Raw genomic sequence first — 25537 nt, forward strand, 5'->3', positions numbered from 1 at the left:
GGGCAGGATGCCAATGTGCCCGTTGATCGCGCCTAGGAATGGGCATGTCCATCGTTGAGCCGGCCCGCCACTGGACATGTTCCTCCGAGCCGACGAAGAGTGGGCAGGATGCCAATGTGCCCGTTGATCGCGCCTAGGAATGGGCATGTCCATCGTTGAGCCGGCCCGCCACTGGACATGTTCCTCCGAGCCGACGATGAGTGGGCAGGATGCCAATGTGCCCGTTGATCGCGCCTAGGAATGGGCATGTCCATCGTTGAGCCGGCCCGCGGTTGGACATGTTCCTCCGAGCCGGCCCGCGGTTGGACATGTTCCGCGGTGACATGCGCGGCCGGGCGTGTCGCTTTTTGCGCCCCTCGGCCACTGGACATGTCCCGCTGCGGCGACGATGAGTGGGCAGGATGCCAATGTGCCCGTTGATCGCGCCCAGGAATGGGCATGTCCATCGTTGAGCCGGCCCGCCACTGGACATGTTCCTTCGAGCCGGCCCGCGGTTGGACATGTTCCGCGGTGGGCATGCGCGGCTGGGCGTGTCGCTTTTTGCGTCCCTCGGCCGCTGGACATGTCCCAGAAGCCAACCCGCTACGGGACATGTCCCACAACCCAGCCCGCCACTGGACATGCTCTCAGGCCCGGTGCTCGCGCCGCACCGGCAACAGGGGCATGATGAAGGAGCACGACGCCGGCGGATCGCCCGGCCCGCGGGACGCCGGGCAACCAGCCCGGTCCACTGGGACCGCAGCCAAGCGATGAAGAGTGATGGCCATGCATCTTGCGTTCGTCTCCATTCCCGCCTACGGACACGTCAACCCGACCCTGCCGCTGGTGGCCGAGCTTGTGGGCCGGGGGCATAGGGTCACATACTTCACATCGGCCGACTTCGGACCGCGGATCCGCAACGCCGGTGCGGCTTTTTCCGCGTCCGGCGGGAACTGGATGGCATCAATGCCTGCCCTGGCCCCGGGGCAACGGGCACAGGCGCACCTGATGCTGCCGATCATGAACCGTGTGTTCGAGGACATCCGCGCCAGCTTCCCGGCCCTGGTGGAGCACCTGCGCCAGGACCCGCCCGACGCCGTCTGCTTTGACGCGATGACGCTCAGCGGCAGTATGGCCGCAGAGAAGATCGGCGCCCCGGCCATTGCCCTCATGCCCACCTATGCCACCAACGAACATTTCTCGCTGCGATCGCTGATGCCGGCCCCGCCGCCGGGAGCCGCCGATGAGATGGCCAAGGTCGCCATGGCCATGGGCCGGCTGCTGGCCGAGTTCGCGGCCGAACAAGGCGTGCGGACGCCACGGATGTTCGACGGCCCGCCGGCGCCGTTCAACATCGTGTTCCTGCCCCGCGAGTTCCAGCCCCGGGGGGAGACATTCGATGACCGGTTCCGGTTCGTGGGGCCAAGCGTGGGCGGCCGTGACAGTGACGGTGAATGGGTGCGCGAGGGAACGGCTCCGTTGCTGTTCATTTCGCTGGGGACCACGCCACTGAACCGCCGGCCGGACTTCTTCCGGACGTGCCTGGACGCCTTCGGCGGGAGCGACTGGGACGTCGCCATGGCCATCGGGGACCAGACCAGCCTGGCCGATCTCGGGACGATTGCGCCAAACGTCCGGGTCCGGGCCTTCCTCCCGCAGTTGCAGGTATTGCGCCAAACCAATGTCTTCATTACCCATGCCGGCATGAACTCGACCATGGAGGCCCTCTATTTCGCCGTCCCGCTGCTGGCGGTGCCGCAGCAACCGGAGCAGGAGGCCACCGCCAGACGGCTCGAAGAACTGGGCCTTGGCCGGCACCTTGCGGCCGAGGACGTTGGTCCGGACGCGCTCAGGGTTGCAGTCGCCGCGCTCCACGCCGACGCGCAGGTGCGGCGGAACGTGGCCGCCATGAGCGAGACTGTCCGCGGGGCGGGAGGAGCCGCGGCCGCCGCCACCGCCATTGAAGCGCATGTGCATCACGGGGCGGGCCGGTTCGGAACGATCGATTAGCGCCCGTTGGTCAGGGGCGGCTCGGGGACTGCGTTCAGGGATGTTCGCCGTGCGCTTTGAGGAACTCTGCGACCGTGAGCGCCAGCGATGCCCCTACTTCGTCGGCACTCCGCTTGGCGCCGGCAACGGCAAAGGAGTGGTCCCCGCCCTCCCGCCACTCCACGGTCGCGGACGGCCCGATCCTGGCCGCGACCGCCTCCAGCAGGTCCGGCGTGGCAAACGTGTCCCGCGTGCCCTGCAGGAACAGCATCGGCAGTGTCAGCCCGTAGAGGTGCTCATCGCGGAGCTTTTCCGGCTTGCCCGGCGGGTGCAGCGGATAGCCGAGGTAGACCAGCCCGGCAGCCGGCATGCCTTCCGACACCGCCATGGAGGCCATGCGTCCGCCGAAGGATTTCCCGGCGGCCCACAGCGGCCGGCCGGCGGACCGGGCTGCGGCGGCGTCCATGGCCACCCGCCAGGCAGCGATTGCCGCCGGCGGCCTATCAGGGAATTTCCGCCCTGCCTCGCGGTAGGGGAAGTTGAAACGCAGTGTGGCGACACCCAAACCGTTCAGGGCGCGGGTAAAGCCCGCGAGGAACGGATGGTCCATTCCCGCCCCGGCGCCGTGGGCAACAACCAGGGTCGCGAACGAGCCGTCGGGGTCGGCAAAGACGCCTGAGACTGTGGCGTCGCCGACGTCAAGGGTGATGGGGAATTCGGGTGTTGTCATGTGTCCATCATGCCGGGTCAGGGGCGGTCCGCTCGCTGGGCACTTCAACTGTCCACGCGGTCGCGGTAGGTTGTCCCCATGGCCAGGGAAGAAGCGCACCTCACTGTCAGCGGTCCGCACGGCGACCGGGAGATGCGGGTGTCTAGCCCGGGCAGGGTCGTCTGGCCCGGTTTGGGACTCACCAAGCTGGACCTGGCCCGGTACATGGTGGACGTCGGGGACGCCTTCCTGGCGGCCAACGGGGACCGGCCGGTGACGCTTCAACGGTTCAAGGACACGGTGGACGGCGAACAGTTCTTCTCCAAGAACCCGCCCAAGGGTGCCCCGGATTTCATCCGTTCGGTCGACGTCGCCTATCCCAGCGGTCGGTCGCATCCCCAGCTGGTCATTGACGAAGTCGCCGCGGCGGTGTGGGCGGTGCAGATGAATACGGTGGTGTTCCACCCCTGGGCCTCCCGGGCCGGCAATCCGGACAACCCGGACCAACTGCGGATCGACCTCGACCCGCAGCCCGGCACCGGGTTCGCGGAGGCTGTTCCGGTCGCCTGGGAATTGCGGCGCGTCCTCGCCGAGGCCGGGCTGGAGGCCTTCATCAAGACCTCAGGAAATCGGGGGCTACACGTCTTTGCCCCGATCGAACCGACCCGGGAGTTCCTGGACGTGCGCCATGCGGTCATCGCGGCAGCCCGCGAACTCGAGCGGCGCCTGCCGGAGCAAGTGACCACCGCCTGGTGGAAGGAGGAACGCGGCGCCCGCATCTTCGTTGACTTCAACCAGGCGAACCGCGACCGCACGATTGCGGGGGCCTACAGCCCGCGCGCACTCGCCAACGCGACGGTGTCGTGCCCGATCCGCTGGGAAGAACTCGAATCGGCCGACCCAACTGCCTTCACCATCGTCACCGTGCCGGACCGTCTCAAAGCCACCGGCGATCCGTGGGCCGGCATGCATGCGAACCCTGGCGCCGTCGACCTCCTCCTGGAATGGTGGAACAGGGACCTCGAGGCGGGGCTGGGTGAGCTGCCGTTCCCGCCGGACTTCCCGAAGATGCCCGGGGAACCGCCCCGGGTGCAGCCCAGCCGGGCGCGCAGCAAAGGCTGAGTGGACCGGCGGGCTTTCTGAATATGGTCTGTCCGTTGAGCTGAGGGTGGATCCTACCCTCGCACCGGCGCGCTGAACCGAACGCGACTCGGCCTCGATGACTGGTCCGGGACCCGGCAGATGTGCTCGGAATGCTCCCACGGCGCACAATGCATAACCTCGCTTTACTGTGGTGATCCGCGGCAATCTGGCTGCCCGGGGTTGCTCCGTATAGCCGTCGGGGGACGATTCCGCGGCCTCTACCGTTGGTAGTAGTAGGCGAAAGTCGGATGCCGGGCACGCAGACACGATGAGCACGCAGACACGATGAGAAGGAGTCCGATTGCTGATTGTCTTGACGGGAATTGACGGATCTGGGAAAACAACAGCCGCACAGGCCACGGTGAAGGCCGCACGCCGGGCCGGCCAGAACGCGCTCCTGCTCAGGAACTACGCAGGCCGGCGCAGGATGTCCCTGCTGAGCACACAGTTCGGGGTGCAACTTCACCCACGGGTGGCCGATGCCGTGGAGACAGCTATCCGCACGGCGAATGTCGTGGTTTCCCATGCCAGGGCGCACCGGCATCCGGGCCTGGTCATCATGGACCGCCACCTGCACTGCCAGCTTGCGCTGCGCCAGGCACGGGGCCTTCCCCGGGGCCGGCTTCTGCCGTTCCTCCTGGCAAAGTTTCCAAAACCAGACGTCGTGCTCCACCTCGTCATCGACCCTCACCAGGCGCACCAACGGGTGATGGCGCGCGGCACGGACACGGAAACGCTCGAGGAGCTCGACACGTTGAGGGCCGCCTACCAGGCGATGCCCGAATACGCGGACTTCACCGAGCTGGCGGCATCCGGTACTCCAGAGGATGTGGCCTCCAAACTTTCGCTCGCCATCGCCGACGCCGCCAAGCGCCAGGGCGATGGGCCGGTGCCGACCGGATAGAGCCGGCGCGGCTGCGCGCCACCCGAACGGGCCGGTCGCGGGCTGACCGTCGTCGCCACCCCATCCTTGTGCGGGCCCGCATCGAATTACCGGCATGAGCAAGACGGAGAAGAAGAACCTGCGGTATTGCGATTACTACTGCTTCATGTCGCTGAAGGACTTCGCGGCCTGGATCGACGCCGACGACGACCGGGAGCCCTCCATGTCGTATTCCGCGTCGCCTACCAGGTAAGGTCCTGGGCCTTGATTTCGTAGTGACCGTCCCGCTGGGTGAACGTGGCCCGGTACCCGCGCTTAACCCCGTTGACCACCATCTGGCAGTCCGTGTGAGTGTTCACCTTGATGTCCGGGAAGTTCTTGCACTCCACTTCGGAAATTGTGATGCCAGCCTCCTTGGGTTTGGCCCTGGCCTTGATCCGCTCCGCCAGGACCTTGCCGCTGGTCTGCGGATCAAAGACCACCACCGACGGCGGGGGAGTCGCCGTCACCGTGGTCGTGGGACCCGGCGTGGCCGGCGGCGCAGCGCATCCCGTCATCAGGAGCGCCCCGCCCAAGGTTGCTGCGCATGCAGTTCTGAAGATATTCATCGTCGATCATGTCCGTCCGACGCCCGTCCTTGGAGCCGCCCGAGACCCAGGCTGCCCGAACCAAACGATGCCCTGCACGGCTTGGGGAATCCTTGGCCCCGGGCCCCAGTGCTAGCGGCGCGGGCGGACGGTGCGAAGAATGCCGCGGATCGAAACGCCGACGGCGAGCACCAGCGGGGCCAGCGCCACGAGCACCACCACGGTGTTGGGCCGGAACGTCATGTGGCCCTCGGGGCTCTTGGCATAGACGCCCAAAGGCATCACGAAGCCGCCGCCCCCGCCGCCACTTCCGCCGCCGGTCTGGGCGTCTTCGGTGCTGCTGCCTCCGCCGAAGCCGAAAGAAACCACCGCGACGGGGATGACCTCTTCCCCTGCGATGTTCATGGCGGGGCCATATGCCCGGGAAACACCCACATTCTTGAACGTGTCCACGAGGGATGAGAAAGACTCAGACATAGCTCACACGATAGGCAACCGCACCCGCATGCGCCAGAGCCGTTCCGCCACGGTGGGAAAAGAGCGGCAGGGAGGCAATGGGGACCTAAGCTCTGGTTGAGGGCCGTGTGTAGCCCTTAGATTTGGAAACTGCCGGGGCGCAGCCCACGGCGCTGGAGACGAGTCACGGGAATCGAGGCACTGGATATGGCGACATCCACGAATGCGGCTTCACGGCTGGCCGACGCATTGGCGATCATCCTTGGCACCGATGGGAGTCCCCTGCGGCTGCGGGCCTGGGACGGCTCGGAAGCCGGGCCGGAGGGCGCCCCCGTTGTGGTGTTCCGGTCCCGGCGGGCGCTTCGCCGGATGCTGTGGTCACCCGGTCAGCTCGGACTGAGCCGCGCCTACGTGGCCGGCGAAATCGACGCACCTGGCGACATCTTCGCCGCCTTCGCCGCACTCAGCTCGGCCGGAAAATTCGCCGAGCCCGGACCGTTCCGGCCGCCAACTCCCCGCGAGCTGTTCGCGTTGCTGAAGACTGCCGTCCGGCTCGGGGCGCTGGGACCGAACCCCGTGCCGCCGCCGGAGGAAGCCCGCGTGGACCGGTACGGCCGGCCCCATTCCAAGGGGCGCGACGCCGCGGCCATCTCCCACCACTACGACGTCGGGAATGACTTCTACGCCCTCGTCCTGGGCCCGTCCATGGTCTACTCCTGCGCCGTCTGGGAGCCGGACGGCGCCGGGCTAGAAGCCGCGCAGGCCGCCAAGCTCGACCTCGTCTGCCGCAAGCTGGGACTCAAGCCGGGCATGCGCGTGCTGGACGTGGGATGCGGCTGGGGCAGTTTCGCGCTGCACGCCGCCCAACACTTCGGGGCCGACGTCGTGGGTGTAACGCTCTCGGTCGAGCAGGCGGCCATGGCCCGCAAACGGGCCGCGGACGCCGGGCTGACGGACAGGGTGGATATCCGGGTGCAGGACTACCGCGATGTGGACGACGGGCCGTTCGACGCGATCAGCTCAATCGGCATGTCAGAGCACGTCGGGCGCGAGCAGATCCAGCACTATGCCTCCCAGCTGTACGGGTTGCTCCGCCCGGGCGGCCGGCTGCTCAACCACGCGATCTCCTGGAACGCCGGACCGACCGCACCGGACCCGGACTCCTTCATTCCCCGCTATGTCTTCCCGGACGGCGAGATGCTCAGCCTCTCCGACATGGTCACTGCGCTCGAATCGGCGCACCTGGAGGTCCTGGACGTTGAGGCGCTGCGGCGCCATTATGCCCTGACGCTCCGGGCCTGGGTGCGGAACCTGGAGGAACACTGGGACGAGGCCGTGCGCCTGGCCGGCGTGGGCCGGGCCCGGGTGTGGCGGCTCTACATGGCAGCGAGCGCGCTCGGTTTCGAGGCCGGCATCACGGGCGTGAACCAGGTTCTGGTCCAGCGCCCGGGCGGCGAGGAACCCCCCTTGCGACGCTCGGCCTGGATCTAAGCCCGGTCCCGGCACGGTCCGGCCGCGTGCCGGAGGCTGACCCGCGGACCGCACGAAGCTAGGCTGTCATCATGAGCAATACCGAAGTTGCGCCCCAGGAAATCCTCTGTGAAACGGAGAGGAGGCCTGCCGGCGTCGAACTGCTGGCACCGCGGCAGGTCCCGCTGGGCGGCCCGCGCGCGATGGACGTGCGGCGCACGCTTCCGCAGCGCCAGCGCAGCCTCATTGGGGCGTGGTGCTTCCTGGACCACTATGGCCCGGACAGCGTCGGCGATTCCGGCGGCATGAAAGTACCGCGACACCCCCACACGGGGCTGCAGACTGTCAGCTGGCTGTTCACGGGGGAGATCGAACACCAGGACTCAGCAGGCTTCCACGCTGCCGTGCGCCCGGGCGAAGTGAATCTCATGACGGCCGGCCGCGGCATCAGCCACTCAGAATTTTCCACCCCGGACACAACAGTGCTGCACGGTGCGCAACTGTGGGTGGCGCTGCCGGACGCGGCACGCCACATGGCACCCACGTTCGAGCACTATCGCCCCGAACCGGTCAGCGGACCCGGCTGGACCCTGCGTGTCTTCCTGGGCACGCTCGGCGGGTCCGCTTCGCCGGTCGCCACCCACACGCCCCTGCTGGGCTCGGAGATCCTCCTCGAGGCGGGGGCCGAATTGACCCTCGAAACAGAGACGTCGTTCGAACATGGCCTGCTGGTGGATTCCGGTGCCCTCTTCCTGGACGGACATCCCGTGCCCAAGGATCATCTCGCGTACGTGCCGGCCGGTAGCGGAACTCTGGCGCTGGCCGCGGGTCCGGACGGGGCCCGTGTCCTCCTGATCGGCGGTGAGCCGCTGGGCGAAAAGATCGTGATGTGGTGGAACTTCGTGGGCCGCAGCCACGAGGAGATTGTCGCGTACAGGGCCCAGTGGCAGGCCGAGATCGGTGCCGGGGACAGTACGGAGAACGGCGCCGGGTCCGGTGCTGGGTACGGTTCCGGGCCGACGGCGACGCCGCAGGCCGGCGGAGGCGCCGGCCTGCGGTTCGGCCCGTTTCCGCCCGGTGGTCCTGCCGCCCTCCCGGCCCCGGCGCTGCCGAATGCCCGCATCCGGCCACGCGGCTAGACCGTGCTCAAACCAGCCCAAACCGCAAACCGCCCACCAAGACCAACACCCAAGCCACCCCACCGCGCAAACGCGCCCAAGCCCAGGAGACCACGCCGAATATGATCACCATCAGGAGTAACCCGGAACGCGGCCGTTTCGAATTGTTCGACGCCGACGCCGACGCCGTGATCGGCAAGGCCGCCTACGTGGACGATGTCGGTGCGGCCCAGCGGATTTTCTACCACACTGAGATCAGCGAGGAATATGGCGGACGGGGGCTGGCCGGGGTGCTGGCCGCACAGGCACTGGATGAGACGGTAGCCGCGGGCCTCATGATCGTTCCAGTGTGCCCGTACATCAAGAAGTACTTGGCCAAGCACCCCGGTTATGCGGCTAACGTGCTCGCGCCAACCCCTGCCCATCTGGAAATCGTGAGGGCCTCGCTGGCCCAACGCGTCCGACAGTAAGCGGTCGTGCCGGATCGCTCATGCCGCTCAGGTATGGGCGATAAACCGCTCCACACGTCGGTCGGGAATGAGCCAGATTGCGGCAACAAGGGCGTAGGCGGCGATCCCAAAGAGCGGGTTGATCAGGCTGAGCCCCATCCCGGCGATGTACAGCGCCGGGGAACCCTTGCCCTTCCAGTCCTGCCCCATGGCCTCATCCAGCGCGCCACCGCGCCCCTGCTGGCGGATCAGGGTCGACTTGAGGATGTAGTAGGCAATAGCGGCGAGCAGCAAGTTCAGCCCGTAGACGAGGACGGGAACCTCCGCCAGGCCCGCGTCATTCATCCACCGTGTGGTGAAGGGGACGAGGGACAGCCAGAACAGCAGATGGAGGTTTGCCCAGAGAACTGCGCCGTTGATTCTCCCGGCCAGATGGAGCATGTGGTGGTGGTTATTCCAGTAGATCCCGACATAGACGAAGCTCAACAAGTAGCTGAGCAGCGTTGGAAGCTCGTGAAGCAGCGCCGGCCACGTGGGTTCGGCCGGGACATGAAGCTCCAGCACCATGATGGTGATCACGATCGCCAGCACCCCGTCGCTGAAGGCCTCCAGCCTGTTCTTGTTCATGGGCCGCCTTAGGTCAGGGCATCGTGACCGATGCAGCGAGGGACTGCCGACGCCGTGGCGCGCGGTTCCTAGAAAACGGTACCGTCACGCCCAACGTTCGGCGAGGACCCACGCCGGGCGGGCCGCGAAGACGGGTGCGGCCGCCACAGCGGCGTCGTCAGGATTGCTCAGCCCTCGGCCTCTGCTTCAAGTTCCGCCTCGGCCATTTCGAGTGCGAAGCCCAGTGCGCTGGCAAGGCTGCTGGCCGCCGCCACGATCCGGGGCGTCCCGACAATCGGAGCAACGGCGATGAGGACGCCCCGGACATCCTCCAACGTGATGCCGACGTCCACTGCGGTACCGGCGTTGAACAGGTAGGAGGCAACCGGGGCGTCGACGGCAGCGAGGGCCGCGATCCGGGCCAGCATCAGTTCGCGAGGCTCAAGGGTGGAGCGTTCGAGCGACACGGCGGTGATGTCGGCGAGGGCGGCGAGGACGGGAGCTTCTTCTTCGGCCATGGTCATGTCTCCATCTGGTTGCGGTGTTGTGTGCCGAGTCGGCGACGAGTGCGGTTGCCCCACTCAACTTGCAACGTAAACCGCCACGGCGACGGAAGTCATCACCCGAACGGGATGAGCCGACGGCGATCAATCCGGCTGGGGCAGGATCCCTCGGCAGCGCGTTGACGAGGCGCTGCTTCGAGGCCACAATCGCATTAACTCGACCCAAGCTCAGCAGGACTGACCCAGGCAATCAGTGCCGGTGGCGGTTCCTGACGTCACAGGGAGGTCGCCGGTCATGGCAGAGAAGAAAGTCAAACATCCAAGCGTCGGGGAACGTGAGTCAAAGGGCAAGGGCTGCCGCGAGAAGACCCCTGTCCCGAGCCACACAGGGTGGAAGCCCGCTTCCGACCGGCCCGATCCGGTGGCACTCCTCGAGGAACAGAACCTCACCCGGGAACAGGACCTCGTACCGGTGCGCCACGGCCGGATGCTGGCCTCACCATTTACGTTTTACCGGGGTGCTGCCAAGATCATGGCCGCCGACCTGAAGGACACACCGCGGGCCGGCCTGCGCGTCCAGCTGTGCGGCGACGCCCACCTGTCCAATTTCGGAGTATTCGCCTCGCCAGAGCGGAACTTGCTGTTCGACCTGAACGACTTCGATGAGACGCTTCCGGGGCCGTTTGAATATGACGTCAAGCGGATGGCCGCGAGTTTCACGATCGCGGCGCGGAACAACGCGTTCACCAAAGAGGAAACGCGCGACGCGACTCTGGCGGCGGTTCGGGCCTACCGCGAGGCGATGGCCCAGTTCGCGCAGATGCGCACCCTGGACATCTGGTATGCCCGCCTGTCCGAGGAACAGCTGATGGAAGCGATCAACCTGGCCGTGGCAACCCAGAAGGGAAAGGCCCTCAAAAAGGCTGCCAAGGGCATGGAAAAGGAGGCGCTAAGGAACGTCGAAAAGGCCCACACCCGGGACAGCCTGCAGGCACTGTCCAAGCTCGCCGAGCGCGTTGACGGGAAGTACCGGATTGTCAGTCAGCCACCCATTGTCATTCCCGTCCGGGAACTGGGAGATGCGTACGGCATGTCTGGGGATGACGTTGCGCACGCGATCCGCGAACAGCTCCGGTCCTACCGGGCCACACTGCCAGATGACCGGCGTCACCTGCTCGAACAATTCGAAGTCATCGACGTCGCCCGCAAGGTAGTGGGCGTCGGCAGTGTGGGCACGCGGGCGTTCATCGCACTGCTCCAGGGGCGCGACCAACAGGATCCGCTGTTCCTCCAGGTCAAGGAGGCCACGAGATCGGTGCTCGAGGACCACTTGCCCAAGAGCAAGTTCAAGCAGCCGGGCGAGCGTGTGGTGCGGGGGCAGCGGATGATGCAGGCAGCGAGCGACATCTTTTTGGGGTGGACGAAGGGTGTGCAGGACAACCGGTACTTGTATTGGCGCCAACTGCGGGACATGAAGGGCTCAGCCATCGTGGAGGCGATGCAGCCGCTCGGCATGAATTTCTATGCCGCCGCCTGCGGCTGGACGCTGGCACGGGCGCACGCCCGGTCCGGCGACCCGATCGCGATCGCGGCCTACCTCGGCAAGAGTGACAAGTTCGACCTTTCGATCACCGACTTCTCCGAGCGCTACGCGGACCAGAACGACAAGGACTACCAGGCCTTCGCCGACGCGATCCGATCGGGCCGGCTGGAAGCCGTTGAAGGCCTCTGAGGGTGTGCCGGTTCGGCGGAAGGCGGCACCGTGAGTGAACGGCTCGAAGGGCGACAGGTCTCGCTCTGGGTCGCCACGGCCGGTGCCACCGGCTATCCGCCCCTGGACTCCGATCTCGAAGTGGATGTGGCCGTGGTCGGGGGAGGGATCGCCGGCCTGACTGCGGCGCTGGCCCTCAAACGTGCCGGGCACACCGTCGCGGTCCTTGAGGCGGCACAGATCGGCACCGGCGTCACGGGTCACACCACCGGGAAGGTCACTTCCCTGCACCGGCTGGTCTACACCGAACTTGCGGACCGGCACGGACAGGACGTCGCCGGGACCTACGGGGAGGCAAACCAGGCCGCAATCGAGCACATAGCGCGTGTTGTGGCGGAGGAGGGCATCGACTGCGACTTCAGCCGGGTATCCAACTACACGTACGCAGAATCCGACGAGGCCCTGGCCCTGGTCCGCGACGAGGCGGCGCTGGCCGCACGGCTCGGGCTGCCCGCGGTCCTTGCCTCCGACGTGCCGCTGCCATTCGCTGTCCGGGGCGCAGTCCGGTTTGACGGCCAGGCGCAGCTGCACGCGGTGAAGTACCTGCAGGGCCTCGCCCGCGCCGTGGACGGCAGCGGAAGCCACGTGCTGGAGGACGCGCGCGTCACCTCGGTCCGCGATGGTACGCCCGTCGTCGTCGAAACCGCGCACGGCACGGTCCGGGCTCGCGAGGTGATCGTTGCCACCAACGTTCCTGTCGGCGACGGCGGTCTGTTTGCCGACCGCTGCTACCTGCACCGCTCCTACCTCGTTGCCTGCCTGGCACCCGACGCGTCCCTGGACGGGACGTTCATCAGCGTCGATGAGCCGATGCGTTCCATCCTGGCAATCGACGTCGACGGTTCCCGTTACGTTCTCACCGGCGGCGAGGGCCACCGGGCCACCGAACCCGGCGATGCCGCCGTCCGGTACCGCCGCCTCCAAGAATTCTCCCGGGAACGCCTCGGCACCGGTCGGACCAGCTTCCGCTGGTCCACGCAGGACAACATGCCGGTCGACGGGCTGCCCTATGCCGGGCCTCTGACCCCGACGGCGGCGCACCTCCACGTGATTACCGGCCTGCGCAAGTGGGGGCTGACCAATGGCACCGCCGCGGCGCTGGTCCTGGCCGACACCCTGTCCGGGCGACACAATCCCTGGGCGGCGGTTTTCGATACCAACCGGGCGGCGCCGGCCGGCCGGGCCGGCGCGAAGAACGTTCAACCGCCCCAATCCCAGCAACCAGAAGGCCAGGAACAGCAGGAACAGCAGAGCGTCGCGGAGCTTCGTCCTGGCGAGGGCACAGTGGTGGAAATCGACGGCGAAAAGACGGCGGTCTACGCGGACCCTGCCGGTGGCCTGGTCGCCGTGTCGGCTATCTGCACGCATCTGGGTTGCACTGTCGGGTTCAACGCCGACGACTCAACGTGGGACTGTCCCTGCCACGGCTCGCGGTTCGCCGCGAACGGCGTGGTCATCCAGGGCCCGGCGGCCGAGAACCTCGCGCCGAGGCCCTTACCGCGTCATCGGCCCGCCGGGGTTCCGGCGCAGGGCGCGGGGGAGCCGGACACTACGCCGGGGTTTGCCCGGCGGAGCCGTTCCAGCTCGACCGCGTCGCGCCCGAACGAATAGGCCAGCAACCCAAGCGCCGCGCCGAGCACCACGATCCCGAGCCACTGAGGGACACCGGGCAACAGGGCAAACAACAGGGCCGCGGGCTGGGCGGCTCCGATGAGCTTGCGGACAGTGCTGGAGCGCAGCGGCGTCTTCAGCGAGGGCCGGAAGCAGGCTGCCGCGAGAAAGGCGTAGTACATCAGGCCGATGCCCAGGGGCCACGGGCCGAACGTTCCCGCCGCCGCGCAGGACAACACCAGAACCAGGGCGGCGTCCGTGTCTGAATCCAGCCGCGAACCCTCGGCCGTCGCTGACCCTGTGAAGCGGGCCACCCGTCCGTCCACGGCATCGAGCAGGAACGCTGTGGTGCCCAGAAGGACCACCACGGCCTTTGCTCCGGCTTCGGTTCCGGCGATCAAGCCGACGACTGTCATGGCGGCACAGCAGGCCACGATGACGGCCCGGCCCAGGGTGACGCGGTCCCCGGGGGTCGAAAACTTGGGGTTCCGGCTCAGCACGCAGCCAGTGGCCCGCAGGATCACCGCGGCGCCCGCCGCCAGGGCCCAGAACCAGAGCACAGGATCGGCGAGGACCTCCATGCCGAGCCAAGCCCAGGCCACCAGGTAGGCTGCGGCAGCGGCCCCGGCATCCGCCACGGCACGGCGGGCGCGGGCTGGTGCCGGGCCCACTTGTTTCGGGCTCTGTTGTCTAGTGCGCTCTTTTTTCGTGACCTGTGCAAATGTCTTCAGCCTGAACCACCCCGCCCACATGCTAGCAACGCGGGGGCCGGATCTCCGGCAATGCCGGCCGGTGCGGTGTCAGTCGGTGCAGGGCCAGTCGGTGCAGGGCCAGCCGGTGCAGGGCCAGCCGGTGCGGTGTCAGGACTGGGCGGTACTCGCGGATCGCCGTCCCGCCCGGGCGAAGCCCACGGCCGCCAGGATGGCTCCGGCGCCCTCGGCCACTGCGCTGAGGGACTTCTCGAAGTACCAGACGGGCTCATACATGGCCGGAAATGGTCCGATCGCGGGAATGTCCACGTAGCGGTATGCGACCACGCAGATGAAGGCGCTCAGGGCAACGACAAACGCGGCCGCGTAGGCGGCCCTGCTGCCGCGCAGCAGCACCCACAACCCGGCCAGCACAGCCACTGCCGACTCCAGCAGGAAGAGGTTCCCTTGACCGATCCCCCCCGGGCTCGCCGCCTGGTAGCCCGGAGCCAGATGGATGTGGACGCCGGCGTCAATGAACAAGGCCGCAGCCGTGAGGATGCGCAGGGTCATGCCGCTTCGGTGGGCCCCCTCGGACCGTCCGGGGCGGCTTGGGGCGCTCATCTGACGATCGCTCATTTGACCACCAGCGTTCCGTGCATGTTCGGGTGGTAAGTGCAGTGATAGGCATAGGAACCGGGCTTTGTGGGCGCCGTGAAGGTGGCGGTGCCGCCGCCTTTGACATCCGCATCGAACGCCGGGCCCTCGTCAGCCGTGACCGTATGTGGAGCGGTATCCATGTTGGTCACTGTGACCACCGCGCCGGGCGCCACGGTGAGCGGGTCGCCGTAGGCGAAGTCCTTGATCGTGATCGTGGCGGCTGTTCCCGCTGTTGGGCTGACCCCGGAAGGGGGCGCCGACGTCGACGCCGGCACGCCGGTTCCGCTGGCGCACCCGCCCGTCCCGAACAAGATCAGCAGCAGCAAGAGCGTTGACAACTTCCGGCGAGCATTCATGGCGCACACCCCAAGCGGCTTGTGGGACAAAGAGCGAATGAAGTTAATAGATTCATTGTGCGCCTGCCCGGCACAAATGGAACCCGTTTCTTAGTTACGCCCCCGCGGCGTGATGCCAGTCGTCGGGCCGGGGAGATAGCGTAGGCCATGGCATCCATTCCACGGCCGCGGGAGGGAAGACTGCGTGAAGGGTGACAAGTCCGCGTTCGCGTCGCTCACAGTGCTCATTGCCTTCGCGGCGAACGTTCTCGTCGCGGCGGCCAAAACCGTGGCCGCGCTCATCACCGGCTCGGCGTCCATGGCGGCTGAGGCGGCCCACTCGTGGGCCGATACCGGCAACCAGGTCTTCCTGCTCATCGCCGAACGCAAAGCTGCCAGGAAACGGGACAAGGCCCATCCCATGGGCTATGGGCGCGAGGCGTACGCGTGGTCCATGATCGCCGCATTTGGCCTGTTTACCGCCGGGGCGGTGGTGTCAGTGACGCACGGTATCCAGCAGCTGCTCACGCCGGAGCCGGCGGCCGACTACGCGATCGCCTATGTGGTCCTGGCGGTCGCCTTCGTCCTTGAGGGTGTGTCCTTCACCCAGGCGTTCCGGCAGAGCCGGAGGGCGGCACGCGAGCTGGACCGGAACACGCTGGAACAGGTCCTCAAGAGCTCCGATCCCACGCTGCGCGCCGTCTTTGCCGAGGACGGGGCAGCGCTGATCGGGCTGCTCATCGCCTTCGCCGGAATCTTCCTGCACCAGGTCACGGGATCCTCCGTGCCGGACGCCGTGGGGTCAATTCTGGTGGGCATCCTGCTGGCCGTTGTCGCCGTCGTGCTGATCGATCGGAACCGTCGCTTCCTTGTGGGGCAAGCGGTGACCAGCGACATCGAGGGTTCCATGGCCCGCCGCATCCTCGAGCACCCGGAGATCGAGCGCATCACTTACCTGCATCTCGAGTTCGTCGGCCCGCGCAAACTTTACGTCGTGGCGGCGGTGGACATTGTGGGGGACCGCCTGGAGCATGACGTCGCCGTGGCCTTGCGCCGCGTTGAACGCGAACTCGAGGACCATGAGACTGTCGAGGAGGCCGTCCTGACCCTCGCCACCGCGGACGAGCCTTCGCTGGACTTCCCCGCCGCCTGAGGCGAGCCCCGCCTCAAGCCCCGTCCGCTGGCGCGTCGCTGCCGGCCGGTGGCAACAAGTGCGACACTGAGGCCAGCAGCGCCCCGAGGACCGGGGAGGGGCTGGGACCGGCCAGCAGGAAGCCCTGTCCCATGTCGCAGCCAAGCGAGCGCAGGAGATCCAACTGTCCGGTGTCCTCGATGCCTTCGGCGATGACACCAAGGTTCAGTTTCCTGGCCACTTCCAGGATGCCCTCCAGCATCGCCGCGGCCGGGGCGTCTCCGGGCACCCCGGACAGGAAGGATCGGTCGATCTTGAGAATGTCCGCGGGCAGCACGGCGAGTGTGCTGAGCGAAGAGAACCCGGTCCCGAAGTCATCGATTGCGATCCGGACGCCGAAGCTCTTGAGCCGGTTAAGGGCGGCAACTCCACCATCGGAGCTCGTGGCCAGGGCCGACTCCGTGACTTCCAGGATCACCTTGTCAGCCTGCGAGGCGGGGTCGGCCAGAATGCGCTCGAGGGCGGCAAGATTGCGGTCGCTGGACAACTGAACCGTGCTGAGGTTCACCGAGACCCAGAGGTCGCCGGCGGTGCCAGAGGATCGGCGCCAGGCGGCGACGTGACGGCTTGCGGTGTCGAGCACCCAGCAGCCGATGGGACCAATGTCGCCGGTTTCCTCGGCAAGGGGGATGAATTCCGTCGGTCCAAGCCGGCCCAGCGTGGGGTGTTCCCAACGGACCAGGGCCTCCACCCCGGCGATCTCACCCGTGCGCAGTTCAACCACGGGTTGATAGTCGAGGCGCAACTGGCCTGCCTGCACGGCCGTGGCGAGGTCCGCCCGGAGCGCGGCACGGTAGGTCATTTTGTCGTAGCCCCGGGCATCGAAGAGCTGGTAGCGGCCTTTGCCATTGTGTTTGGCCATGTACATTGCGAAGTCAGCCTGACGCATCAGCTCGGCCGGATCAGCCGTTTCGGCGCTGCGCTGGGCGGCGCCCATGCTGACGGTTACCTTGAGACGGACGTCGTCGATGCTGAATGGGTCGCGCAGCGCGTCCTGGATACGGCCCGCGACGTCGTCGGTTGCCGTGCCACCGTCATTCATCACCACGATCGCGAATTCATCCCCACCCAGCCGGGCGACGAGGTCATGCTCGCGCACGCAGCCGCGCAGGCGTTGGGCCAGCTGAACGAGCAGCACATCGCCGCCATTGTGGCCCAGCGAGTCGTTGACGTCCTTGAAGTCGTCGACGTCGATGATCACGAGGCCCTCGCGCCGGTCGCTGGGCCCGCTGCCGGTGGGCCGGCTGCCGGCGGGCCTGCGGTCCGGGCGGTCCGCGGGGCCCGCGACGGCGCCGTCGTCGATAAAGACTGACGCGAGGCGTTCGGTGAGGACCACCCGGTTGGCCAGTCCCGTGAGGGGATCGTGCGTGGCGCGGAAGGTCAGCTCCAGATGGTTGTCATGCACGGTGGCGGCCATTGAATTGAAAGCCTCGGCCAGTTGCCCCAGTTCGTCATTGCGGACAACGTTGATCCTGTGGCTGTAGTCGCCGGATTGCAGCTTCAGGACTCCCCGGTAGAGCCCCTCCACGGGTCGCATCAGGTACTTGGTCATCCGCCGGCGGAAAAAGAAAACGCCGCCCACCGCCACTGCAAAGAGGCCTGTGCGGCCGATCGAAACCATCTGCTGGAGTTCTACGCCGTATGCGACACCGTCGTCGAGCGCGTCGAGCGAGGCGCGCCGGATGTTGGCCAGCAACGCGCGCGACCTCGCACCGGAGGCGGCGAACGCCGGGGTCTCCGTCACGCGGTTGCCGTGGAGGCCGGCCACCTGGCTGTCCCAGAGCCCGTGCGCGGACAGGCCGTCCTGCCACGCGGTCCGGGCTTCCCGGAGTGTGGCGCGCATGCCGTACGTGTCCGGCAGGATCCCGGCGGCTGCGTCGAACTGGGCGGAAATGTCCTTTTGCTGCTGTAAGAAGGCCGATGTGTCGATGGGCACTTCGGCGAGCAGCTGCAGTCCGGCTTGTTCGTGGTCATCCAGGTCGGCCCGTATTTCGGCGACAGCCTCCGACTCGAGGCGGTGCTGTACGGCGGCGTGCTGGATTTGATCCGTGACCACGCGGACGCCGATCACGGTTGCCACGACCCCCACCAGCAGCGCCACGAGCACCAGCACGAACGCCCTGGACCATTCACGTTGCAAGCTGCCGGTACGTATGGGTGCCCCGGTGCGCGTCTGCAGCCCGGTCACGTCCGCGGCCGGCCCGGCGTTCCGGCCGTCGGGACGTCCCGGGGCAGTGGCGGGGGTGGACGGCGACACAGCGGCCGGGTCCACCAACTTATTGTCGGGGTTACGCATGGTCTGCCTCCGGCCTCGTGCCGGCACTCGCCGCATCGTCAACAGGAGCGTAGCCGAAGAGGCCCGTGCGGGTCATGTCCGGCGGCTTCCCGAAACTATTGTGAAGCATGTGACAGCAGTGTACTCGGCGCGTGACTGACGCCGTCGAGGACGGGTGCGAGACTTCCTGTGCCGGGCTGAACGTCTCCAGCCGGGGCTGAAGGGCCGGGCCGGGACCTAGCTGAGGCAGTCCGCGCAGTACGCGTGGCCGGCCTTCTCCTTGGCCAGCTGGGACCGGTGCCGCACCAGGAAGCAGGAGTAGCAGGTGAACTCGTCTTCTTTTTGCGGGACGACGGTGACGGTCAGTTCCTCGCCGGACAAGTCTGCCCCCGGAAGCTCCACACCCTCGGAAGTATCGGCCTCGTCGAGCTCGCGGACCACGCTGCGGGCGTCAGGCGCGTTCGCCGAACGGAGGGCCTCCAGGGAAGCGTTGCGTGATTCCGCGACGTCGGAGCGTACTTCGTCATAATCGGTTGCCACCTGGTGGTACTCATTTCCGTTGCTGGGTGTGTGATTCAGTTTCTGTCCGGATTTCCGGCTCTCCGGGATTGAACGGTACAGCATGGCGCCGGGTAAAAGCTGGGGACTTGGGCACTCACGGCAGTGACACTCGTGACACTTCGTGGCGGAGGTCCGCGGCGCGGGCCTTTAGACTTCGTTCGCCAGTGGTCACCGGGGTGTCACCCGCCGTTAATTTGGGTGTCCTAGCCTGATTCTTTAGGGATCGTGCACCATGCGCACCACCATCCGCCGGGAGGGATTCACCATGGCCGATATCGCTGCAGTGCTGGGACGGCTGACGCCGGAGGAACTCAATGAACTGCGGTCCCTGGGCCCCAGCGGGCACCTGAACCGGCGCCTCACGGACGCCCTCGACCGCGCGGCCGGCGGCCCCGGGGCCGGACGCGGCTACTACGTCCCCAACGGGAACGTCAGTTCCACCGGCGGACCCCATGTGGTCCTGCGCAGTGACGTCTCGGGATGGCTGTTCGGGCCGGTCCAGCAGGCCTAGCCGGAGGCGGCGACCCTTTTCCGCCCACATGGACACGCCACCTTCCTTCCGGCCCGGCCCAGTAAGGGCCATACTGGCTCAAAGGGAGGGGGCTGGATTGCGCATTCTGATGGTGGAAGATGAGCACGCCCTGGCGGAAACAGTGCGCCGCGGGCTGAAGAATGAGGGGTTCGTCGTCGACGTTGCCCACGACGGCGTCCGGGGACTCTCGGCGGCGCTCGAGAACGCGTACGATGCCATCCTCCTGGACCTCATGCTGCCGCGGATGAACGGCTACGACGTCTTGAGGGAATTGCGGAACCGGAAAGTCTGGACTCCGGTGCTGATGCTTACGGCCAAGGACGGCGAGTACGACCAGACGGATGCGTTCGACCTGGGCGCGGATGACTATCTGACCAAGCCGTTCAGCTTCCTGGTGCTGGTGGCCCGGATCCGGGCGCTGATCCGTCGCGGAGCGCCAGCCAGGCCCGTCATCATGACACTGGGCACGCTGTCGCTGGACCCCGTCAGCCACAGTGTCCGCCGCGGAGATAAGCTAATCAGCCTCACGGCCAGGGAGTACGGGCTTCTGCATTACCTGATGCGCAGGCACGACCAGATCGTCTCAAAGACGGAGATCCTGCAAAACGTCTGGGACCCGGCCTTCGAGGGCGCCAACAACGTCGTGGAGGTCTACATCGGCTACCTTCGGCGCAAGATCGATGGCCCTTTTGGTCTCCATAGCCTGACCACCGTGCGTGGCATGGGCTATCTGCTCAGCGCCGACCCGATCCCTGAGCCCCATGCCGTCGAGATTCGCGAGGGCTGATGTCCTCCGGTTCTTCCGCCACCTGCGGACAGGGAAAAGCGATCTCAAACCGGCAATGACCTGCTGGCCCGTCCGTCGGCCGGATTGTCCCGTGATGGGCGGCCACGATACCAGCTGCGATGGCCAGGCCCAGTCCGCTGCCGCCGCCTTCCCGGGAGCGGCTGCCGTCGAGCCGGACAAATCGTTCGAAGATCCGTTCCCGGTCCGCCTCCGGGATGGGGTCGCCGTCGTTGTCGACCGTGATAATGACCTGGTCCCCGGCGGTGCGCAGGTCCACGGCGATCCGGGACAGGGCGTGGCGGTCGGCATTGTCCAGGACGTTCCGCAGGACCTGTGTCAGCCGGCGGGCGTCGCCGCTGATCCGTGCAGGGACGAGGTCCGCTGAGATCTGGTTCTTGCTCGTGGACCGCAGCCTGCGGATTTCCTGGTCCAGCACGTCGTCAAGATCGACGTCTTTCGCCTCTACCTTCAGGCCGCCGTCGTTGCCCTTGGCCAGTGTCAGCAGATCCTCGACCAGGAAGCTCATGCGGGCTGTCTCGTCGGTGAGGACGTCCTTCATCTGCAGCCACATCGCCCCTGTCGGATCTGCGGCCGCGATTTCGATTCCGGCCCTCAGCGTGGCCAGCGGGCTGCGCAGTTCGTGGCTGGCGTCCGAGACGAACCTGCGCTGTTCGCTGTCCGAGGCCTGCAGCCGGTCCAGCATCGTGTTCATGGTCTGTGCCAGCGCCTGGATTTCATCGTTGGTGGCCGGCACATCAACGCGCCCGTCCAGCTGCTCGGCATTGATCCGGGCCACCTGCCCCCGGATTCGCTCCACCTGGCGGAGGGATCTCCCCACCAGGAGCCACACGGACACCGCCACCGTGGCCAGCAGCAGTGGCGTGGCTCCCAGCATGAACCATGCGACCGTGGCGATGGTGTCAGCCTGTATCTGCGATGCCTGGGCCACCACCACCGTATAACTCAAGGTTCCAGTCCGCGCTCCCACGGTGACGATGTGGTAGTCGTCGTTGTCCCCGATGCTCGGCAGGCCCGAGACGTCCTGGGTCATGGTCTGGCCCGGGGCGGGCCGCTGGGCTGACAACGGGGCGTTCGCGACCTCAGGATCCGAACTGGCCAGTACGTACCCTGCGGCATCCAGCACCTGGACGAACTGGCCCGCATGGGCTGTATCGATGATGTAGGCGCGGGCATCCGCGACGTCCATGTCCTCCATTTCCGCGACCACGTCCAGAGCCTTCTGCCGTGCTGCCGAATCGCTTGACCTGGCCAGGGATGCCTGGAGCAGGACGAGCAGGACCACGCCGCCGAGGAGCAGCGCCACGGCCACGACGCCGACGGCGACCGCCGTCGAGCGCTTCCGCACGCCCCAGTCAGCAGCGCCCCTGCCGGGGCTGCCATGTGTGGCTCGTTTGCCCAGTGCCATGCTCCAAGAATGCGGCAACGCGGGGATCCGGACAACCACCGCGGCCGCAATTCCGCCGCCTCACCGCCGGCCCCATCCCCGGGCCAGTGCCGGCGCTGCCCGGAGATGTGCACCGGCCATGCGGAGAGGCAACTCTCAGACTCTTCTCAGCGGGATGCGGGACAGTGGAAACAGGATTAGAAAGCCGGCCGACCCGGGGCCGGTAGACCACAGATTCCGGTCGCACGCTCTCCTCAACCAGCGTGCGGCCGGGCACGACTCTTACTCCAAGGCTTCTGTTCCCGGCAGGGCAATCGGCAGCCGCAAACCCCTCCTTCTTCCCGGCCCGCCCGTGTCTTCGAGGCGCCGGCAAGGCATCAGGGCCTGGGTGTCACCCGGAGCCAGACGAACTGCCGGGCGTTCAGTTCGATTCCCGCGTCAAGGCGAATGCGGGTTCCGGTCAGGAGGTCCAGGGCGTCTCCTTCGAAGCCGGACAGCGTCACCGCCTGCACTTCCTGCGGGCCGTCGCTGAAGTTGGCCAGCGCGAGGATCATCGTTCCGTCTCCCGGACGCTGGTACCCCAGGACGCCGGGGTTGTTCGTGGCGAACCCGACCAGCCGGGTGCCGGCCAGTTCGGGCGTCGAGGACCGCACGGAAATCATCCGCCGCATCCCGGTGTAGACCGCGCCGGCGGCGGTGTCCTGGTCCCAGCGCCGTGCGTAGCCTTCAGCAGGGTAGTGCGGACGGTGAACCCAGCGGCTGTCCGTTCCGTGACCTTCCTCAAGGGCGTATTGGTAGTCATTGGCCTGGCCCACCTCGTCACCGAGGTACAGCAACGGGATGCCTCCGGTGCTGAAGGCCACCGAATGGGCCAGCAGGATCCGGTCCACCGCCGCGGCCGGGTCGTCTTCCACCCCGCACAGCGACGCCGTCGTGCCGGAAATCCGGCAGTCCCCGGTGCGGGGGTTGTCCTGGAAGGGCACCCCGCGGGCAAAGCTTCCCGGGAACCGGTTGACGTAGAAGGAATTGAGGAACCGCCGGTGTTCGAAGGCATTGATGCCGAGCTCGGCGGCGTCCTCGTCCGCGAACGTCCAGCCGATGTCGTCGTGGCTGCGGACATAGTTCACCCAGGACGTGCCGTCCGGAATGTTGTGGCGCCGCTCCAGGGCCTGGGTGAGCAGGGAGACGTCGCGGGTGGCCATGGCCTCCCAAATCAGCGCCATCTGCAGGGGGTTGTAGGAGAGCTGGCACTCGGCGGGGTCGATGTAGCGGGCCACCTCATCGGGGTGGACGATCGCCTCGGATTTGAACAGCAGCGACGGCGCGGCCAGCCGGCACACGGCATTGAACGCCTGCAGCAGCGTGTGGGCTTCGGGCAGGTTCTCGCAGGGCGTCCCCAGCTGCTTCCAAATGAAGGCGACGGCGTCCATCCGGAGGATTTCCACGCCCTGGTTGGCCAGGAAGAGCATCTCGCCGGCCATGGCCCGGAAGACGTCCGGGTTGGAGTAGTTCAGGTCCCACTGGAACGTGTGGAAGGTGGTCCAGACCCAGCGGCCGTCCGGCATTTCGACGAACGATCCGGGGTGGTCGTCCGGGAAGATTTCGCGGACGGTTTGCTCGAACGCGTCCGGCATGAACCGGTCCGGGAAGATCCAGTAGTAGTCGCTGTACGCCGGGTCACCCGCGGCCGCCTTCCGGGCCCACTCGTGTTCGTCGGAGGTGTGGTTGAAGATGAAATCGACGACGAGGCTGATGCCGTTGGCCCGCAGCTCGGCGGCAAGCTCACGCAGCTGCTGCATGCTGCCCAGCCCAGGTTTGACGTCCCGGTAGCTGGAGACGGCATAGCCGCCGTCGGAGTGCGGCTCGGGGGCCAGGAACAGGGGCATGAGATGCAGATACGTGAGTCCCAGTTCCTTGAAATAGGGGATCCGGGCGCGGACACCCTCCAGGTCCGCGGCGTAGCGGTCGACATAGCAGACGCCGCCGAGCATGGTGTTGGCCTGGAACCAGCCGCTGCTGTGCTCGCGTTCCGCGTCGAGGCGCTTGAGCCCCGCCGGCCTCTCGGCCCACGAGCGGGCGGACTCCAGCGCGAGGTCCGTGAGTTGATCCAGCCAGTCGTGCCGTGCGCCGTAAAGGTCGTGGAAAAGCCGGAACAGAACCGGGAAGTGGCGGTCGAAGCGCTCTTCGAAGACGGCCCGGTCCGGCCCGTCCCACCCGATTCCCGCGCCCGACGCCAGGGCCCGGAGGACGTGCCGGCGGGCCCCATCGAGCACACCGTCATCAACAAGGGAGGGTTCAACCATGGAGCGTCTCCTTCGACGAACTTCGGCCCACGACGGCGCCACGACAGTTCATATCCTTGCAGACCCACGGACCCGTGCCCAACGCCGGGCCGTGTTTCGCTGAGCGAAGGTTTGCCGGCGGGAGGTGCTGTCAGCGGGAGGGTCTATAGGCTGGCGTCATGACCGGTTCCGCTGATCTCCTGCCCACGTTGCTGTGCGTCGGGCTTCTGATGGTGGTTACCGTGGCTCTGCTCGCGGTTTTCCGGATCCCGCACAGAACCGCGCCGGCGCTGGCCATCCTTCGCGGAGCGGCGCAGCTGGCTGTCATTAGCCTGATATTGGGCAGTGTCATCACCAGTCCGCTCTGGGTCGGCGCCGCACTGCTCGTGATGTTCTCGGTGGCGGCCGTGACGGCCACGCGGCGACTGGGGTGGGCGTGGGGCCGCCTGGCCGTGGTGGGTGGCTCCATGGCGGCGGGCATCCTGGTGACCCTGGCGATTGTCTTCGGCACTGGCGCGATCGCCTTTACGCCCCGCTATGCGCTGGCCATCGGAGGGATCGTCATAGGAAACGCGATGACGATCGCGACGCTGGCCGGCCGGCACTTCGCCGAGTCGGTGAATCAACACTGGGAAGAAGTTGAGGCGTGGCTTGCCTTGGGTGCGACGCGACGTCAATCGACGTTGGAGCTGGCCCGGCGCGCCGTTTATGCCGCCCTCATCCCTTCCACCGACCAGACCAAGACGACGGGCCTTGTCACCCTTCCGGGGGCGTTCGTGGGTGCGATCTTCGGTGGACTCCCACCCTTGGAAGCGGGCCGCTTCCAGATCGTCGTGCTTGCCTCGATCATGGCGGCGGGTGCCATGACCGCCGTCGCCCTGATCTGGATCATCGCGCCGGTAAAGGTGCGTCCCGCGCGCCCACGCTAGGCCCGGCTCCAAGGCGCTCCTGCCTAGGCTGGCACCCGGATGATGAGGGGGTCCATCGCCTGCCCGTCGGCGTATTGGCCGTCGAACAGGTCCGAACCCGCCTGGGACACGGCCACCTCGACGCGCTCCCAGACCAGCGAGCCTTCCATGTTGCGGGGCGCGGCAGTGCGCAGGGTGCCGACGTCCGAACGGTCCGTGCCGCCGCCGTCGCCAGTGCTGATGGACAGGACCCCGTGCCCGGCCGTGAACTCGACCCAGGGGTCCAGCAGCCGGACGAACATCATTCCGTGGTGGCCGGCAACACGGACGTCGCCGTGAAACCGCAGCACGCCCGTGCCGGTGGCGGGATCGTACTCGGAGCCGGCGTTGGCGAAGCAAAACTCCCCGGAGGCGGTCACCGTGGCGCCGCCGCCGGCGGAAACGGCACCGTCCGGGAGTCCCGAAATGTACTCCATGAAACTGCGCTTGATGCCCCAGGTCAGGCCCGCAGGGGGCAGCGGAGCGGGGGAAGCGGACGCTGGTGTCACGTAGGTTCTCCTGGGCCGTCGGACGGATCTACATCCGAGCCTAGCCGCGGATCCGCGCCCGGCTGAACTGTTGCACGGCAGCCGCTTCA

26 protein-coding genes are annotated in these 25537 nt (G+C 67.1%); 13 read left to right on the forward strand and 13 right to left on the reverse strand.

What is annotated here, in order from left to right:
• Positions 1-759 precede the first annotated feature (759 nt).
• A complete protein-coding gene (locus ACFVTM_RS05135; RefSeq protein WP_390202312.1) occupies positions 760-1989 on the forward strand; it encodes a macrolide family glycosyltransferase in 1230 nt (409 codons plus the stop codon).
• A gap of 34 nt (positions 1990-2023) precedes the next feature.
• Here the strand turns inward: ACFVTM_RS05135 and ACFVTM_RS05140 are convergent, their stop codons facing one another.
• Complete coding sequence (locus ACFVTM_RS05140) at positions 2024-2698, reverse strand: alpha/beta family hydrolase (protein WP_390202313.1); 675 nt, start codon at positions 2696-2698, stop codon at positions 2024-2026.
• Between the two features lie 78 nt (positions 2699-2776).
• Between ACFVTM_RS05140 and ligD the strand changes: the two genes are divergently transcribed.
• From ligD to ACFVTM_RS05155, 3 genes are all read left to right on the forward strand, one after another.
• Entirely contained in the window at positions 2777-3799 is a 1023-nt protein-coding gene (ligD, locus tag ACFVTM_RS05145; RefSeq protein ID WP_390202314.1) for a non-homologous end-joining DNA ligase, read from the forward strand.
• Between the two features lie 322 nt (positions 3800-4121).
• Positions 4122-4724, forward strand: coding sequence for a dTMP kinase (locus ACFVTM_RS05150; RefSeq protein ID WP_390202315.1), 603 nt, complete (start codon positions 4122-4124; stop codon positions 4722-4724).
• A gap of 94 nt (positions 4725-4818) precedes the next feature.
• Positions 4819-4956, forward strand: coding sequence for a hypothetical protein (locus ACFVTM_RS05155; RefSeq protein ID WP_390202316.1), 138 nt, complete (start codon positions 4819-4821; stop codon positions 4954-4956).
• Here the strand turns inward: ACFVTM_RS05155 and ACFVTM_RS05160 are convergent.
• Together ACFVTM_RS05160 and ACFVTM_RS05165 are read right to left on the reverse strand one after the other, a co-directional pair.
• On the reverse strand, positions 4946-5311 hold the full coding sequence (locus ACFVTM_RS05160) for a hypothetical protein (RefSeq protein WP_390202317.1): 366 nt from the start codon (positions 5309-5311) through the stop codon (positions 4946-4948). The two genes, ACFVTM_RS05155 and ACFVTM_RS05160, sit on opposite strands and share 11 nt — an antisense overlap.
• Before the next feature lie 111 nt (positions 5312-5422).
• Positions 5423-5767, reverse strand: coding sequence for a hypothetical protein (locus ACFVTM_RS05165; protein ID WP_390202318.1), 345 nt, complete (start codon positions 5765-5767; stop codon positions 5423-5425).
• 186 nt (positions 5768-5953) lie between these two features.
• Between ACFVTM_RS05165 and ACFVTM_RS05170 the strand changes: the two genes are divergently transcribed.
• The 3 genes from ACFVTM_RS05170 (at position 5954) to ACFVTM_RS05180 (ending at position 8804) form a co-directional block, all read left to right on the forward strand.
• Positions 5954-7237: a class I SAM-dependent methyltransferase gene (locus ACFVTM_RS05170; protein ID WP_390202319.1), complete on the forward strand. Its 1284-nt coding sequence runs from the start codon at positions 5954-5956 to the stop codon at positions 7235-7237.
• Between the two features lie 71 nt (positions 7238-7308).
• Positions 7309-8355 carry a pirin family protein gene (locus tag ACFVTM_RS05175; protein ID WP_390202320.1) on the forward strand — a complete coding sequence of 349 codons (1047 nt, stop codon included), beginning with the start codon at positions 7309-7311 and terminating at the stop codon, positions 8353-8355.
• A gap of 101 nt (positions 8356-8456) precedes the next feature.
• A complete protein-coding gene (locus ACFVTM_RS05180) occupies positions 8457-8804 on the forward strand; it encodes a GNAT family N-acetyltransferase (RefSeq protein WP_390202321.1) in 348 nt (115 codons plus the stop codon).
• Positions 8805-8831: 27 nt separating this feature from the next.
• Here the strand turns inward: ACFVTM_RS05180 and ACFVTM_RS05185 are convergent, their stop codons facing one another.
• Complete coding sequence (locus tag ACFVTM_RS05185; protein ID WP_390202322.1) at positions 8832-9410, reverse strand: TMEM175 family protein; 579 nt, start codon at positions 9408-9410, stop codon at positions 8832-8834.
• A gap of 167 nt (positions 9411-9577) precedes the next feature.
• The gene (locus ACFVTM_RS05190) at positions 9578-9913 is read right to left on the reverse strand and encodes a carboxymuconolactone decarboxylase family protein (RefSeq protein WP_256336262.1); all 336 of its coding nucleotides are present in this window, start codon (positions 9911-9913) and stop codon (positions 9578-9580) included.
• A gap of 274 nt (positions 9914-10187) precedes the next feature.
• Here ACFVTM_RS05190 and ACFVTM_RS05195 point away from each other — a divergent pair, with 274 nt between their 5' ends.
• Both ACFVTM_RS05195 and ACFVTM_RS05200 read left to right on the forward strand, forming a co-directional pair.
• The gene (locus ACFVTM_RS05195; RefSeq protein ID WP_390202323.1) at positions 10188-11624 is read left to right on the forward strand and encodes a DUF2252 domain-containing protein; all 1437 of its coding nucleotides are present in this window, start codon (positions 10188-10190) and stop codon (positions 11622-11624) included.
• Positions 11625-11654: 30 nt separating this feature from the next.
• Positions 11655-13274, forward strand: a complete 1620-nt coding sequence (locus ACFVTM_RS05200) for an FAD-dependent oxidoreductase (RefSeq protein WP_390202324.1) — start codon at positions 11655-11657, stop codon at positions 13272-13274.
• On the opposite strand, the gene ACFVTM_RS05205 is transcribed toward ACFVTM_RS05200, so the two are convergent.
• From ACFVTM_RS05205 to ACFVTM_RS05215, 3 genes are all read right to left on the reverse strand, one after another.
• Positions 13166-13945, reverse strand: a complete 780-nt coding sequence (locus ACFVTM_RS05205) for a CDP-alcohol phosphatidyltransferase family protein (RefSeq protein ID WP_390202325.1) — start codon at positions 13943-13945, stop codon at positions 13166-13168. The genes ACFVTM_RS05200 and ACFVTM_RS05205 overlap by 109 nt on opposite strands.
• A 189-nt stretch (positions 13946-14134) precedes the next feature.
• A complete protein-coding gene (locus ACFVTM_RS05210) occupies positions 14135-14536 on the reverse strand; it encodes a hypothetical protein (RefSeq protein ID WP_390202326.1) in 402 nt (133 codons plus the stop codon).
• A gap of 62 nt (positions 14537-14598) precedes the next feature.
• Complete coding sequence (locus ACFVTM_RS05215; RefSeq protein WP_390202327.1) at positions 14599-14961, reverse strand: cupredoxin domain-containing protein; 363 nt, start codon at positions 14959-14961, stop codon at positions 14599-14601.
• 202 nt (positions 14962-15163) lie between these two features.
• Here ACFVTM_RS05215 and ACFVTM_RS05220 point away from each other — a divergent pair, with 202 nt between their 5' ends.
• On the forward strand, positions 15164-16111 hold the full coding sequence (locus ACFVTM_RS05220) for a cation diffusion facilitator family transporter (protein ID WP_390202328.1): 948 nt from the start codon (positions 15164-15166) through the stop codon (positions 16109-16111).
• 13 nt (positions 16112-16124) lie between these two features.
• Here the strand turns inward: ACFVTM_RS05220 and ACFVTM_RS05225 are convergent, their stop codons facing one another.
• Both ACFVTM_RS05225 and ACFVTM_RS05230 read right to left on the reverse strand, forming a co-directional pair.
• The gene (locus ACFVTM_RS05225; RefSeq protein ID WP_390202329.1) at positions 16125-18446 is read right to left on the reverse strand and encodes a putative bifunctional diguanylate cyclase/phosphodiesterase; all 2322 of its coding nucleotides are present in this window, start codon (positions 18444-18446) and stop codon (positions 16125-16127) included.
• Between the two features lie 216 nt (positions 18447-18662).
• Positions 18663-18965, reverse strand: coding sequence for a DUF4193 domain-containing protein (locus ACFVTM_RS05230; protein ID WP_390202330.1), 303 nt, complete (start codon positions 18963-18965; stop codon positions 18663-18665).
• Positions 18966-19251: 286 nt separating this feature from the next.
• Between ACFVTM_RS05230 and ACFVTM_RS05235 the strand changes: the two genes are divergently transcribed.
• Complete coding sequence (locus ACFVTM_RS05235) at positions 19252-19497, forward strand: hypothetical protein (RefSeq protein ID WP_390202802.1); 246 nt, start codon at positions 19252-19254, stop codon at positions 19495-19497.
• A 97-nt stretch (positions 19498-19594) separates the two neighbouring features.
• A complete protein-coding gene (locus ACFVTM_RS05240; RefSeq protein WP_390202331.1) occupies positions 19595-20305 on the forward strand; it encodes a response regulator transcription factor in 711 nt (236 codons plus the stop codon).
• Here the strand turns inward: ACFVTM_RS05240 and ACFVTM_RS05245 are convergent.
• On the reverse strand, positions 20253-21731 hold the full coding sequence (locus ACFVTM_RS05245) for a sensor histidine kinase (RefSeq protein WP_390202332.1): 1479 nt from the start codon (positions 21729-21731) through the stop codon (positions 20253-20255). The genes ACFVTM_RS05240 and ACFVTM_RS05245 overlap by 53 nt on opposite strands.
• 356 nt (positions 21732-22087) lie before the next feature.
• Complete coding sequence (locus ACFVTM_RS05250; protein WP_390202333.1) at positions 22088-24013, reverse strand: alpha-amylase family protein; 1926 nt, start codon at positions 24011-24013, stop codon at positions 22088-22090.
• 158 nt (positions 24014-24171) lie between these two features.
• On the opposite strand from ACFVTM_RS05250, the gene ACFVTM_RS05255 reads away from it, so the two are divergent.
• Positions 24172-24921 carry an ABC transporter permease gene (locus ACFVTM_RS05255; protein ID WP_390202334.1) on the forward strand — a complete coding sequence of 250 codons (750 nt, stop codon included), beginning with the start codon at positions 24172-24174 and terminating at the stop codon, positions 24919-24921.
• Between the two features lie 23 nt (positions 24922-24944).
• On the opposite strand, the gene ACFVTM_RS05260 is transcribed toward ACFVTM_RS05255, so the two are convergent.
• Positions 24945-25448, reverse strand: coding sequence for an HtaA domain-containing protein (locus ACFVTM_RS05260; protein ID WP_390202335.1), 504 nt, complete (start codon positions 25446-25448; stop codon positions 24945-24947).
• Positions 25449-25537 lie beyond the last annotated feature (89 nt).

This window comes from Arthrobacter sp. NPDC058130, from assembly GCF_042884475.1.
Lineage (GTDB): Bacteria > Actinomycetota > Actinomycetes > Actinomycetales > Micrococcaceae > Arthrobacter.